This window comes from Streptococcus parasanguinis (assembly GCF_964238605.1).
Lineage (GTDB): Bacteria > Bacillota > Bacilli > Lactobacillales > Streptococcaceae > Streptococcus > Streptococcus parasanguinis_AJ.
In genome coordinates this window covers 41,246-54,171 of record NZ_CAXSMM010000009.1, presented here as the reverse complement: position 1 = coordinate 54,171, position 12,926 = coordinate 41,246, and the positions used below count along the sequence as shown (strand labels likewise).

Here is a 12,926-nt window from a genome sequence, read left to right as displayed (position 1 = left end):
GTTCTATGTTAGACTATACAAAAGAAGACTTGCAGGAGCTAGGAGCAGAGATCACCACTCGTGAGATCTACCAACAACCGACGGTTTGGAAAGAAACGGCTCGCTTGTACCAAGAAAGAAAAGAAGAAATTCAAGCTTTCTTAGAAAAAATTGGGAAAGAGCATGACTATATCAAGGTCATCTTGACAGGGGCTGGGACCTCAGCCTATGTGGGAGATACCTTGGTTCCATATTTGCAGGAAGTGCACGATGAACGCCACTGGAATTTCCAATCGATTGCGACGACGGATATCGTAGCTCATCCTCAAACCTATTTGAAAAAAGAGGTTCCGACAGTTTTAGTATCTTTTGCCCGGAGTGGTAATTCGCCAGAAAGTGTCGCAACCGTGCAGTTGGCCCAAGATCTGGTCGATGAGCTCTATCAGATCACCATTACCTGTGCTGAAGAAGGGAAGCTGGCCCAGCAAGCCCACGGAGATGAGCGCAATCTCTTGCTTCTTCAACCTAAAGAAACCAATGATGCTGGCTTTGCGATGACCTCTAGCTTCACCTCTATGCTTTTAACAGCTCTCTTGGTCTTTGATCCAAGCGAGGAGGAGATCAAGGAAAAACGAGTAGAAGAGCTGGTTGATCTGTCTGAGCAAATCTTGGAGCAGGACCGTGAGGTCAAGGAAGTGGTTGATCTAGACTTTGAGCGCGTGATCTATCTGGGGGCAGGACCTTTCTTTGGTCTAGCCCATGAAGCCCAGCTCAAGATTTTGGAATTAACAGCAGGCAAAATCGCAACCATGTATGAGAGTCCTGTCGGTTTCCGTCACGGACCGAAATCCCTCATCAATGACCAAACTCTCGTCTTGGTCTTTGGATCCATTGATCCTTATACCCGTCAGTATGATCTGGACTTGGTTCGAGAAGTTGCAGGAGATCAGATTGCTCGTCAGGTCGTCCTCTTGACCAATCAAGCTGCAGGGATCGAGCATGTACGGGAAGTGTTGGTGGAAGCATCAGCAGACTCATTAGATATCTACCGTGCCTTCCCTTACATTATCTATGGTCAATTGATTTCTCTTTTGACTTCGCTCAAGGTGCAAAATCGCCCAGACACACCTTCACCGACTGGTACTGTCAATCGGGTTGTTCAAGGGGTGATCATTCATCCATTTCATAAAGAATAGCCACTAATTTTCTATAAAAAGTGGAGTGTTTCTTCTTGTGGAACTGATACAATGGAAAAAAACAGTGAGAGGAGAAGGTTAGTGAAACAGTATCAAGAAAGCGTGTTTGGGGAATGGCAGAATCAAGAGGTTCGGGCTTATCGCCTCGAAAATGATAAGGGCTACCAATTATCTGTCATGACCTATGGGGCGACGATCTTAGAATATGTGACACCGGATAAAGAAGACCAGTTTACGAATATTATTCTAGGCTTTGATCGCTTTGAGGACTATGTGGGCAATAGCCCTAAATATGGGGCTAGTATTGGCCCGGTAGCAGGCCGGATTGCAGGGGCAAGTTTTGAACTTAATGGAGAGACCTATCATTTGGAAGCTAATAACGGTGCTAACTGCAACCACAGTGGACCGACGGGATGGGACAGTGCCTTGTTTAGCGTTGAGTCGTTAACGGATCAGGAAATCACTCTGTATACAGAGCGTGCAGATGGTACCGGCGGTTTCCCTGGAAATCTCAAGATCTGGGTAACCTATGGTTTGACGGAAGATGGTGAACTTGAGATTGCCTATCGGGTAGAAACGGATCAAGATACCTTGGTCAACCCGACCAACCACAGCTATTTCAACCTATCTGGGAACTTCACCCAGCCGATCAATGACCATGTCTTTCAGATCAACCATCAAGGGCTTTACCCTATCCATCCAGACGGTGTTCCTCTTCAGACCGTGGATAGAGAAAGTCCGGTTGTCCAGCATCTCTACCAAGCCATGCTCTTGGAGGATCTTTTTAAGGACTCTGATCCGCAAATCCGCCTGGTAGAAGGATTAGACCATCCATTTGCTCTTCCAGAAGGGCATGAAAATGCTGGCTTTCTTTACCATCAGCCATCTGGACGTTTCTTGACCTTCAAGTCAGAAGCCCCAGCCTTGGTGGTATATTCAGCCAATTTCGTAGACGAAACGGTTCATCTGCAAGGCCAACCAATGGTGCAGCACAATGGCTTGGCTCTAGAATTCCAAACAGTGCCAGATGCCATTCACAGTGATCAGGCTGAAAAGGTCATCTTGAGAGCAGGTCAAGTCTTCACCAGCAAGACTAGCTACCATGCCATCGCTAAGAAATAAGGAGGAAAGGGGTGACCCAAACAAGAATGTGAAATCCTTGCTTGGGACATCCTCTTTTTCTCGAAAAAAATTTTTTAGAAAAACTATAAGGAAAGTTTAAGCTTCCTATCGTATACTAATACCATCATCAAAGACCTCCTAACTTTGAATGATAAAACTCCTAAAACTTTTTCATAATAATCTCCCTATAAGAGCCACCAAAACCGGTGGCTTTTTTCCGGGAGTGAGACAGAACAATTTTTTAAAATTGTTCGTTGTCTCACCCCCGCACAGTTGATTAGGTAATCTTTGGAGCTATAAGAGCGAACAAAGATACCAATCAACCACTGCGTTATGTAATTATTGCTAAACCTATTTCATCTAACCAAGCCTGATAGGGACATAGACGAGCTTAGGTACATTGATGCAGTTTGAGCGGAGTGAAAACTACGTTCCTTATTTCTTAGCAAACGTTAGTGAGTTTAGGTACATTGACGCAGTTCGAACGCTAGTGAGAACCAGGATCTTTAAAAATTTAATGAGGTGAACTCAGAGAGTTCAACCGAACCAAAGGTAACGAAGTGTTTTAATAGGGTGAAAGCTCATGGATTAATGCTTTTGCATACAAAAAAGCTCCTTGAGAAATTCTCAAGGAGCAGTGAGTTATTTAATTAGTTTTAGGATCTGAAACTTTCTTGAATTTCATTGGATAAACAAGATGAGCACCAGTTTCATCGTACGTTTTCTCAGCATAAATTGTAAGGATGTCACCATTCAATTCGTAGTGATAAGTAATTGGTACGTCTGTAGAATTAATATAAAGAGGTAGAACTCCAAAGATGTTTGGCACTTCAGGGAATACGATCGTTTTTGCATTCTCGTTTAAAACCCCATCATTTAACGTTGCAGTTAACACTTTTGTATTGTTATCAAACGTTCCAGTTTGATGTTTAAAACTTCCAAATTTCTTTTCTCTTACGCCTAGAAGGATGGCGGTAGCTTCTTCTTTTGTAGGATATTTATCTTTATTCTGTTCAGCATAAAAATCAATATACTTATTCATATCGGCACTATAAGAATAAGTTACATCTGTTCCTGTAATTTTTAGAGTCGGAACGATATCTTGGAAGGCTTCAGTAACCTTTAATCGACTATTAGCATCATCATAATAAATTAAGAAAGTACGTTCCACTGTATCTCTAAAATCTACAGCTTTCCAGTCTCCTTCGAGTGAGACTGGGGTAGGTGCTACTGTGGTAGTTTCTGCAACTGTTGTAGTCTCAGCGGTTGTTTGTTGTTTCTGTTGCTGTTGTTTCTGTTGCTGTTGTTTCTGTTGTTGCCCACATCCTGATACAAATAGAAGAGCAAGAAGGGAAAACATCCATAGGGAACTTTTTTTCATATTGTTCATGATTGATCACTCCTTCTAATGATTGTCTCCTACGTAATTGAAACGAAGACGTATTACTCTAAAATGACTTTGTTCATCTTTACCTTCAGCATAAAGTGTTAGTTGGTTACCTTCAACGGTGTAAGTATAAGTAATTGGTACAAGTGAGTTATACGTGGTTCCCATAACAATTCTACTTAAAAATGTAGGTGTTTCAGGGAACGTAATAGTATGTTTCTGCGTATCGATTTCTCCAGTTAGAGAGTAATCATAGGCATAATTAGGTTCGTCAAGAGTAATCTTTGTATGTTTCAAATTTGGAATATAATTCTTAAATTCAGCAGTTTTATTTTTTAAATACGATTCATAATTCGCTTTGTTCTCTCCTGTTGCAAATGCTTGATCCTCATACAGTTCTCTGTAATCAAAATGGTACTTCAATTCAACGGTTTTGTCTTTAATGGTCATCGTCATCTTAACCTTATCGAAGTCATCAAGCATTAGTACAGCGGCTAGTTTTTTGATATTAGAAGCTAGGAATACTTTCTGAATGGTCATTTGTTGGTCAGTCCATTTCCAAGTTCCTTGTTGATCCTTTGTAAGATCTTGTGGTGCTTTTGTTGTTTGAGGAGATTTATCTGTTTGAGAAGACTTATTTGTTTTAGAAGACTGCGATGGAGAAGACTGACATCCCGCAATAAGGAGTACTGCAAAGAATGCTAAGAAACCGAGAAGGATCTTCTTTGTTTTAGTAAACATAAATTTACCTCCTAAACGTTGTTGCTTTAATTTTATCATTAAAGGAAATAATTATAAAGTGAAATGGTGAGCGATAGATGAAGAAGAAGGGACCGTATAATAAAAAGAAAGGTTGACGATGAGGGCAACTGTTCAACTTTTTCTAACGAACGACGGTGAGAACCAGGATCTTTAAAAAACACATTCTATTTATGGTACCGAAGGTATCATTTTTTGCTATAATAGACTGTATGAGTAGAATTTTAGACAATGAAATCATGGGCGATGAAGAGGCCGTTGAACGGACGTTGCGCCCGCAATATTTACATGAATATATTGGTCAAGATAAGGTCAAGGACCAGCTGAAAATCTTTATTGAGGCAGCTAAGCTTCGGGATGAGGCGCTGGATCATGTCCTTCTTTTTGGCCCTCCGGGGCTTGGGAAAACCACCATGGCCTTTGTCATTGCCAATGAACTGGGCGTCAATCTCAAGCAGACTTCTGGTCCTGTCATTGAAAAGGCCGGTGACTTGGTAGCTATCCTCAATGATCTAGAGCCGGGGGATGTTCTCTTTATCGATGAGATCCACCGTCTGCCTATGTCAGTCGAAGAAGTGCTCTACAGCGCCATGGAAGATTTTTACATCGATATCATGATTGGCGCTGGGGAGAGCAGCCGGAGTGTCCATCTGGACCTTCCTCCTTTCACTCTGATTGGGGCGACAACGCGAGCTGGTATGCTGTCCAATCCCTTGCGCGCTCGCTTTGGGATTACGGGGCACATGGAATACTATGAGCAAGATGATTTGACTGAGATTGTCGAGCGGACCGCCGAAATCTTTGAGATGGAGATCACCCACGAAGCTGCCGAAGAGCTTTCTCTTCGTAGTCGTGGGACCCCTCGGATTGCCAACCGTTTGCTCAAACGGGTGCGCGATTTTGCTCAGATCATGGGCGATGGCTTGATTGACGATACCATTACCGACAAGGCTCTCTCTATGCTGGATGTGGACCATGAAGGTCTGGACTATGTTGATCAAAAGATCCTGCGCACCATGATTGAGATGTACGGCGGTGGCCCGGTCGGGCTTGGGACTCTATCGGTCAATATTGCTGAAGAGCGCGAGACCGTAGAAGATATGTATGAGCCTTACTTGATTCAAAAAGGCTTTATCATGCGGACCCGGACAGGGCGCGTGGCGACTCGCAAGGCTTACGAACACCTGGGTTATCCCTACAATGGAGACTAGAAGAAGATGCTGACGGAAGAAGCAATAGTAGAACAAATCCAAGCGGATCCGGAGATGATGACTGTCTTGGCTATCATTCGAGATCTAGATTTGGTAGATTCTTGGTTAGCGGCGGGTGCGGTGCGCAATTTCATCTGGAACCAGCTTTCTGGAAAACCAGGGTTTGATGCGACAACCGATATGGATCTGGTCTTTTATGATCCTACGATTAGCTATGAGGGGACTCAGCAGATCGAGCAGGAGTTAAAGAAGACCTATCCCCAGTACGCTTGGGAAGTGAAAAATCAAGTCTATATGCACCAGCATAGTCCAGGGACGGCTCCTTATCGCAGTGCTTGTGACGCGGTTTCCAAATACCCCGAGCAGTGTACGGCACTTGCAGTTCGCTTAAGAAAAGATGGTCAGCTAGAGCTCTTTCTCCCTTATGGGACAAGGGATATCGAAGACTTCATCGTTCAGCCGACTCCGCATTTTTTAGCCAGGCCCGAGCGTTTAGCGGTTTATACAGAGCGGATGAAAAAGAAAAATTGGCAGAGTAAATGGCCTCTATTAGAGGTTCGTTTTCCAAAATAGAGAAACAGATCAGATTTGAATAAGGAATCTGATTTTTCTTTAAAATGATGGAGCCCCTTTGTCATCTTTCTGTCACATTTTTGTTATAATAGTAATAGTATGCTGGTTTTCCATAGTGGAAAGCCAAGAGCTCAGCTAGGTTGGGCAGTCCGAACAAGGAGTTAGGTGGAATCATGAAAAAAATTGTCTTTGTCTGCTTAGGAAATATTTGTCGGAGCCCCATGGCGGAGTTTGTCATGAAGGATTTGACCGATCAGTATGAGATTGAAAGTCGGGCTACTTCTAGCTGGGAACATGGAAATCCTATCCATCGGGGAACCCAGAAAATCTTTCAACAACACCAGGTCCCGTATGATCCAGCTAAGACGTCCTTACAGATCAAGGAAGAGGATTTTTACAACTTTGATTTGATCCTAGGGATGGACGAAAACAATGTAGTGGATCTGAAGCGAATGGCTCCTGCAGGGACAGAGCACAAGATTCATCTTTTTGCTGCTGAAAGTGTGCCAGATCCGTGGTATACCGGTGATTTTGAGGAGACCTATTCCAGAGTCCTGACTGGCTGTAAGGCCTGGTTAGATCAGTTAGCAACTTCTTAAGAGTTTGATATGTGAGAGAATACAGAATATGAAAGAATTTTATGAGACCTATAAGGTCTATCTGACGCGAAAAAATTTAGAAATAGCAGCATTAGTCCTGATTATTCTATCTGCTTTGCTGGTTTTCCTTTCAGCCATTCCAGGTCAGGGCGTCTTGACCTTGGATAAGGGGGCGATCCGTTACGACGGAAGTTTGGTCCGTGGCAAGATGAATGGCAAGGGAACCGTCACCTTTAAAAATGGGGATACCTATACAGGTAACCTCGTCAACGGCTCTTTTAGTGGCTATGGTAAGTTTAAGTCCAAGGCTGGTTGGACCTATGAAGGGCAGTTTGTGAATGGCCAGCCGGAGGGCAAAGGCACCTTAACCACAGAAGCCAACGTCGTATACAAAGGAACATTCAAGCAGGGGATTTATCAAAATGCGCATTAAATGGTTTTCACTAGTCCGTGTTACAGGACTCTTATTGGTATTGCTTTACCATTTCTTCCAAAAAGCCTTTCCTGGAGGCTTCATTGGGGTAGATATTTTCTTCACCTTCTCAGGATTTTTGATTACAGCGCTCTTGATCGATGAATTTGCGCGCAAGCAAGGAATCGACTACTTGGCATTCTTGAAACGGCGCTTTTACCGGATCGTACCACCCCTTGTCTTTATGGTCTTGGTCGTGATGCCCTTTACCTTTATGGTCCAACGGGACTACGTGGCTGGTATTGGGACTCAGATTGCGGCGGTCTTCGGTTTTGTGACCAATTTCTTTGAGATGGCAACGGGTGGTAGTTACGAAAGTAACTTCATTCCGCATCTCTTCCTTCATACCTGGAGTTTGGCCCTAGAAGTGCATTACTATGTGCTATGGGCACTTTTGGCATGGTTCTTGGCTAAACGGGCTAAGACGGTTGGAAAGTACCGAGGCATGCTCTTCCTGGCATCCAGCGGGCTCTTTCTCTTCACCTTCTTGTCCATGTTCATCCGCGCCTTTCTGACAGCTAATTTCTCCACCATCTATTTTTCTAGCTTCACTCACATCTTCCCCTTCTTTGCGGGATCGTGTCTAGCAACGGTGACAGGGATTGCCAATGTCAGCCCGAACTTTACAAAGCTGGTGCAGTCTTGGAGCATGAAAAAGACCTTATCGGTCTTGGGTGGAAGCTTTGCCTTCTTGTTTGTGCTCAGTCTTTTCTTGCCATTTGATAGCTTGTGGACCTATCTGTTTGGCTTTTTAGCAGCGACAATCGCAGCTTGTGCCATGATTCTGTCGGCCCGCATTCTCCATGAAAAGACGCCAGATAAAAAAGAACCAGCCATCCTCAATTTCTTGGCAGATACCAGTTATGGCGTTTACCTTTTCCACTGGCCTTTCTTTATCATCTTCTCTCAACATTTGGGAAATATGATGGCAGCCCTTGTGACGACGATCGTTTCCTTGATTCTAACGGCTCTGTCCTTCTATATTTTGGAGCCAACTATTGCAGGCAAGGAACCTCGTGTCTTCGGCATGAAGATGGATCTCAGTTTTTTGACCAAGCCGATCTTTTACCTCATGATTCCTCTGGCTCTCTTGATGATTGGAATCTCCGCCTTTGCACCAACCGTCGGAGCTTTTGATGAGAGTTTGGTAGTGAGTGGGCTCAATCAAGCAGACAGCAAAATGCAGGTCACACGGACGCAAGTGGATAATGCGACTGCAACAGACTATAACGTCTCAAATGGTGTGACCATGATCGGTGATTCGGTTAACTTGCGAGCGCAGGACTACCTAACTAAAGCGATCCCGGGCATCCAGATCGATGCAGTGGTGAGCCGTCAGTTGGAAAATGGAATGAAGGTCTTTGAGACCGATATCTCCAATAAAGTTCTCCTAAAAAATGTGGTCATTGCCCTAGGAACCAATACTGTAAGCAACTATAAAGAATTGCTGGATCAGTATGTTGAGAAACTTCCAAAAGGCCGTCGCTTGATCCTTGTGACACCATATGATGGGCGCTATGCCAACGATCAGTCCAGTGAATCGGTTCAAACGCGTCTTTATGAATTGGAACTAGCTAAGAAATACGACTTTATCACCATTGCGGACTGGTACCAAGTAGCAATTGAAAATCCAAACATTTGGGTGGGAACAGACTCTGTTCACTTCAATATGGAAACCAATGGTGGGGAACTCTATGCTCAAACAGTAAAAGAAGCCCTTGATAAGGCCGAAAAGGGTCCGGTCAAGAAGTAAAACTGCTTCTCTGAAACTGAAACAAAACAAATCCTAACAAAATAAAACAAAAAGCAACTTTTTACTTGTAAAAAGCTGCTTTTTTTAGTAAGATTAAGAAAACGCTTACAAAAATCGATTGAAAATATCACTTTGTGAAGAAATAATTTTTTTAATTATTTTTTCACAATTTTGCTAAAGAATTGCTTTCACAGCAATAGAATTGATAAAACTTTCACAAACTTCAAAAAAATCTTTGTGAAAGTTGCTTGGAAGTGTTTACAAAAATCTCAAAATAGAGTACAATTATATTGTGAAATAATTAACAAATCGAAATTTCTTACACTATTCTTGAAAATTTCCGAAAACATGAAAAAGTTCTAGAAAAGGATAAGGGTTTCAAACATTGGAGGAAAGCATCAAATGGCTGATAAAAAAACTCTCTCACCTGAAGAAAAGAAACTCGCTGCTGAAAAACACGTAGACGAGTTGGTGCAAAAAGCGCTTGTAGCGCTTGAAGAAATGCGCAAATTGAACCAGGAGCAAGTCGACTACATTGTGGCGAAAGCATCTGTAGCCGCTCTTGACGCACACGGTGAGCTCGCTCTTCATGCCTATGAAGAAACTGGTCGTGGAGTCTTTGAAGACAAGGCGACGAAGAACTTGTTCGCTTGTGAACACGTTGTGAACAACATGCGTCACACCAAGACAGTTGGTGTCATTTCAGAAGATGACGTCACTGGTTTGACCCTTATTGCTGAGCCAGTTGGTGTTGTCTGCGGGATCACTCCTACAACCAACCCTACTTCAACAGCAATCTTTAAAGCATTGATTTCCTTGAAGACACGGAACCCTATCGTCTTTGCCTTCCACCCATCTGCTCAAGAATCATCAGCTCATGCGGCACAAATCGTCCGCGATGCAGCAATTGCAGCTGGAGCACCTGAGAACTGTGTGCAATGGATTACCCAACCTTCTATGGAAGCAACCAGTGCCCTTATGAACCATGAAGGAGTTGCGACCATCCTTGCGACCGGTGGTAACGCCATGGTAAAAGCCGCTTATTCTTGTGGAAAACCAGCTCTTGGGGTAGGTGCCGGAAACGTACCTGCTTATGTTGAAAAATCAGCCAATATCCGCCAAGCAGCACACGATATCGTCATGTCTAAATCATTTGACAACGGTATGGTCTGTGCGTCTGAACAAGCGGTTATCATCGATAAAGAAATCTACGATGAGTTTGTTGAAGAATTCAAATCTTACCACACTTACTTTGTCAACAAAAAAGAAAAAGCCCTTCTTGAAGAGTTCTGCTTCGGCGTAAAAGCCAATAGCAAGAACTGTGCAGGTGCGAAATTGAATGCGGACATCGTTGGGAAACCAGCAGCATGGATCGCTGAACAAGCTGGCTTCTCTGTACCAGAAGGAACCAATATCCTTGCGGCAGAATGTAAAGAAGTTGGCGAAAAAGAACCGTTGACTCGTGAAAAATTGTCACCAGTCATCGCTGTCTTGAAATCTGAAAGCCGTGAAGACGGAATTAACAAAGCACGCCAAATGGTTGAATTCAACGGTCTTGGTCACTCAGCTGCCATCCATACAGCAGACGAAGAATTGACCAAAGAATTTGGTAAAGCAGTTAAAGCCATTCGTGTGATCTGCAACTCTCCTTCGACTTTCGGTGGTATCGGGGATGTTTACAATGCCTTCTTGCCATCATTGACACTTGGATGTGGTTCTTACGGACGCAACTCTGTTGGGGACAACGTTAGTGCCATCAACCTCTTGAATATCAAAAAAGTCGGACGCCGGAGAAATAACATGCAATGGATGAAACTTCCTTCAAAAACATACTTTGAACGTGATTCAATTGAATACCTACAAAAATGTCGTGACGTTGAACGTGTCATGATCGTTACAGACCACGCTATGGTAGAGCTTGGTTTCCTTGATCGTATCATCGAACAGCTTGACCTTCGTCGCAACAAGGTAGTTTACCAAATCTTTGCAGACGTTGAACCAGATCCAGATATCACAACTGTTGAACGTGGTACAGAGATCATGCGTGCCTTCAAACCAGATACTATCGTCGCTCTCGGCGGTGGATCTCCAATGGATGCGGCTAAAGTAATGTGGCTCTTCTATGAACAACCAGAAGTGGACTTCCGTGACTTGGTTCAAAAATTCATGGATATCCGTAAACGTGCCTTCAAGTTCCCATTGCTTGGTAAGAAGACCAAATTTATTGCGATCCCAACAACATCTGGTACAGGATCTGAAGTAACTCCATTTGCCGTTATCTCTGATAAAGCAAACAACCGTAAATACCCAATCGCAGACTACTCATTGACTCCAACAGTTGCCATCGTAGACCCTGCCTTGGTATTGACAGTTCCTGGATCTGTTGCAGCAGACACTGGTATGGACGTCTTGACGCACGCGACAGAAGCTTATGTATCACAAATGGCTAGCGACTTCACAGATGGTCTTGCTCTTCAAGCTATTAAACTTGTCTTTGAAAACTTGGAAAGCTCAGTCAAGAATGCGGACTTCCATTCACGCGAAAAGATGCACAATGCGTCAACCATCGCAGGTATGGCCTTCGCCAATGCCTTCCTCGGTATTTCTCACTCAATGGCCCACAAGATCGGTGCGCAATTCCACACCATCCACGGACGGACCAATGCCATCTTGCTTCCATACGTTATCCGCTACAACGGTACACGCCCAGCCAAGACAGCTACATGGCCTAAGTACAACTACTACCGTGCAGATGAAAAATACCAAGATATCGCTCGTATGCTAGGACTTCCATGCTCTACTCCAGAAGAAGCTGTTGAAGCTTACGCAAAAGCTGTATACGAACTCGGTGAACGCTGTGGTATCGAAATGAACTTCAAAGCACAAGGCATCGATGAAAAAGAATGGAAGAAACATTCTCGTGAATTGGCCTTCCTTGCTTACGAAGATCAATGTTCACCAGCCAACCCACGTCTCCCAATGGTAGACCATATGCAAGAAATCATCGAAGATGCTTACTATGGTTACAAGGAACGTCCAGGACGTCGTAAATAAGACGCCAACGAACAACTGATGTTTATCAGCTATCCCTCGCTCGAAAGAGTGGGGGATTTTTGCTATTTGGGTCCAAAACTCGTTTTTTCATAAAAAATTAGACTTTTTTTCAAAAATTGTGTTATTTTTATAGCATTCCGAGCTATTTTATGTTACCCTATAGTGTATGAATCTGCCTGTAGCTGAAGGGTTATGATCCTTTTTCAGTTATAGGAAATGAAAAAACAAATCCAAGAAAGGAGGCCATCTCAAATGGAGTTAGAAGGTGACGTGCAAGGAAGACAAGATCAGGCACAGAAAATTATTGAAATGCCCCAACGAGATCGGGAAACTTCCACTTCAGAAAATCAGCCATCATCTGCTTCGGTGGTCTCCATGTATGGGCAGGAAAGGCCAAGTATTTCTAGCCTCCATCAGCAACTGGCAGGCGCGTCTGGGACTCAGACCATTCAATTGCGGGAGGAATTGGTGCTGGCGGTAGCGCAGAATGCTTCAGCGAAAGCAACTGCCTTTGAGGCAGAAGTCAAGGATAAACTGGAAGAGGCTAAGGAGACGGTTTCCCATAAGGTCGCTGAGGTGTCTCAAATGGCCCACAGCATGGCCCAATTTTTAACAGATGCAGAAGTGGAGCAACTATTAGGAGAGTTCTCCATGGATGCTTGTTGGGACCAAGCGGTAGAGGCGGAAAACCTCGCCCAAGCAAAGGCCTATTCCACTCGCTTGTCAGATTTGGCAGGTCAGTTGGAGGCAGCATCAGCTCAATTGGTGGACTTGGACAAGGGACAAGCGACGGCCTTTGATTTTTCATAAGTAGGAGAAAA

11 protein-coding genes are annotated in these 12,926 nt (G+C 43.7%); 9 read left to right on the top strand and 2 right to left on the bottom strand.

All coding sequences use genetic code 11. The features are described from left to right. The first annotated feature begins 5 nt into the window (after nt 1-5). Both ACESR9_RS07600 and ACESR9_RS07595 read left to right on the top strand, forming a co-directional pair. Nucleotides 6-1,175, top strand: a complete 1,170-nt coding sequence (locus tag ACESR9_RS07600) for an SIS domain-containing protein (RefSeq protein WP_373106220.1) — start codon at nt 6-8, stop codon at nt 1,173-1,175. Between the two features lie 81 nt (nt 1,176-1,256). Further along, nucleotides 1,257-2,297, top strand: coding sequence for an aldose epimerase family protein (locus ACESR9_RS07595; RefSeq protein WP_373106219.1), 1,041 nt, complete (start codon nt 1,257-1,259; stop codon nt 2,295-2,297). A gap of 646 nt (nt 2,298-2,943) precedes the next feature. On the opposite strand, the gene ACESR9_RS07590 is transcribed toward ACESR9_RS07595, so the two are convergent. Continuing rightward, nucleotides 2,944-3,687: a hypothetical protein gene (locus tag ACESR9_RS07590; protein WP_373106218.1), complete on the bottom strand. Its 744-nt coding sequence runs from the start codon at nt 3,685-3,687 to the stop codon at nt 2,944-2,946. A gap of 15 nt (nt 3,688-3,702) precedes the next feature. Continuing rightward, the gene (locus tag ACESR9_RS07585; protein ID WP_373106217.1) at nt 3,703-4,425 is read right to left on the bottom strand and encodes a hypothetical protein; all 723 of its coding nucleotides are present in this window, start codon (nt 4,423-4,425) and stop codon (nt 3,703-3,705) included. 230 nt (nt 4,426-4,655) lie between these two features. Between ACESR9_RS07585 and ruvB the strand changes: the two genes are divergently transcribed. From ruvB to ACESR9_RS07550, 7 genes are all read left to right on the top strand, one after another. Then, nucleotides 4,656-5,654, top strand: coding sequence for a Holliday junction branch migration DNA helicase RuvB (gene ruvB, locus ACESR9_RS07580; RefSeq protein WP_021154208.1), 999 nt, complete (start codon nt 4,656-4,658; stop codon nt 5,652-5,654). A gap of 6 nt (nt 5,655-5,660) precedes the next feature. After that, the gene (locus ACESR9_RS07575; protein WP_070590655.1) at nt 5,661-6,227 is read left to right on the top strand and encodes a nucleotidyltransferase family protein; all 567 of its coding nucleotides are present in this window, start codon (nt 5,661-5,663) and stop codon (nt 6,225-6,227) included. A gap of 173 nt (nt 6,228-6,400) precedes the next feature. Further along, nucleotides 6,401-6,826 carry a low molecular weight protein-tyrosine-phosphatase gene (locus ACESR9_RS07570; protein ID WP_009731979.1) on the top strand — a complete coding sequence of 142 codons (426 nt, stop codon included), beginning with the start codon at nt 6,401-6,403 and terminating at the stop codon, nt 6,824-6,826. 28 nt (nt 6,827-6,854) lie between these two features. After that, nucleotides 6,855-7,259: an MORN repeat-containing protein gene (locus tag ACESR9_RS07565; RefSeq protein WP_195623551.1), complete on the top strand. Its 405-nt coding sequence runs from the start codon at nt 6,855-6,857 to the stop codon at nt 7,257-7,259. After that, on the top strand, nt 7,249-9,051 hold the full coding sequence (locus tag ACESR9_RS07560; RefSeq protein WP_023920066.1) for an acyltransferase family protein: 1,803 nt from the start codon (nt 7,249-7,251) through the stop codon (nt 9,049-9,051). The genes ACESR9_RS07565 and ACESR9_RS07560 overlap by 11 nt, the downstream gene beginning before the upstream one ends. 402 nt (nt 9,052-9,453) lie before the next feature. After that, entirely contained in the window at nt 9,454-12,105 is a 2,652-nt protein-coding gene (adhE, locus tag ACESR9_RS07555; protein ID WP_049515273.1) for a bifunctional acetaldehyde-CoA/alcohol dehydrogenase, read from the top strand. Between the two features lie 252 nt (nt 12,106-12,357). Continuing rightward, nucleotides 12,358-12,915, top strand: coding sequence for a hypothetical protein (locus tag ACESR9_RS07550; RefSeq protein WP_201089631.1), 558 nt, complete (start codon nt 12,358-12,360; stop codon nt 12,913-12,915). Nucleotides 12,916-12,926: the final 11 nt, after the last annotated feature.

Coding starts and splice junctions, on each gene's coding strand:
- ACESR9_RS07600 (WP_373106220.1), top strand. CDS start 6: ATGTTAGACTATACAAAAGAAGACTTGCAGGAGCTAGGAGCAGAGATC.
- ACESR9_RS07590 (WP_373106218.1), bottom strand. CDS start 3,687: ATGAACAATATGAAAAAAAGTTCCCTATGGATGTTTTCCCTTCTTGCT.
- ACESR9_RS07585 (WP_373106217.1), bottom strand. CDS start 4,425: ATGTTTACTAAAACAAAGAAGATCCTTCTCGGTTTCTTAGCATTCTTT.
- ruvB (WP_021154208.1), top strand. CDS start 4,656: ATGAGTAGAATTTTAGACAATGAAATCATGGGCGATGAAGAGGCCGTT.
- ACESR9_RS07575 (WP_070590655.1), top strand. CDS start 5,661: ATGCTGACGGAAGAAGCAATAGTAGAACAAATCCAAGCGGATCCGGAG.
- ACESR9_RS07570 (WP_009731979.1), top strand. CDS start 6,401: ATGAAAAAAATTGTCTTTGTCTGCTTAGGAAATATTTGTCGGAGCCCC.
- ACESR9_RS07565 (WP_195623551.1), top strand. CDS start 6,855: ATGAAAGAATTTTATGAGACCTATAAGGTCTATCTGACGCGAAAAAAT.
- ACESR9_RS07560 (WP_023920066.1), top strand. CDS start 7,249: ATGCGCATTAAATGGTTTTCACTAGTCCGTGTTACAGGACTCTTATTG.
- adhE (WP_049515273.1), top strand. CDS start 9,454: ATGGCTGATAAAAAAACTCTCTCACCTGAAGAAAAGAAACTCGCTGCT.
- ACESR9_RS07550 (WP_201089631.1), top strand. CDS start 12,358: ATGGAGTTAGAAGGTGACGTGCAAGGAAGACAAGATCAGGCACAGAAA.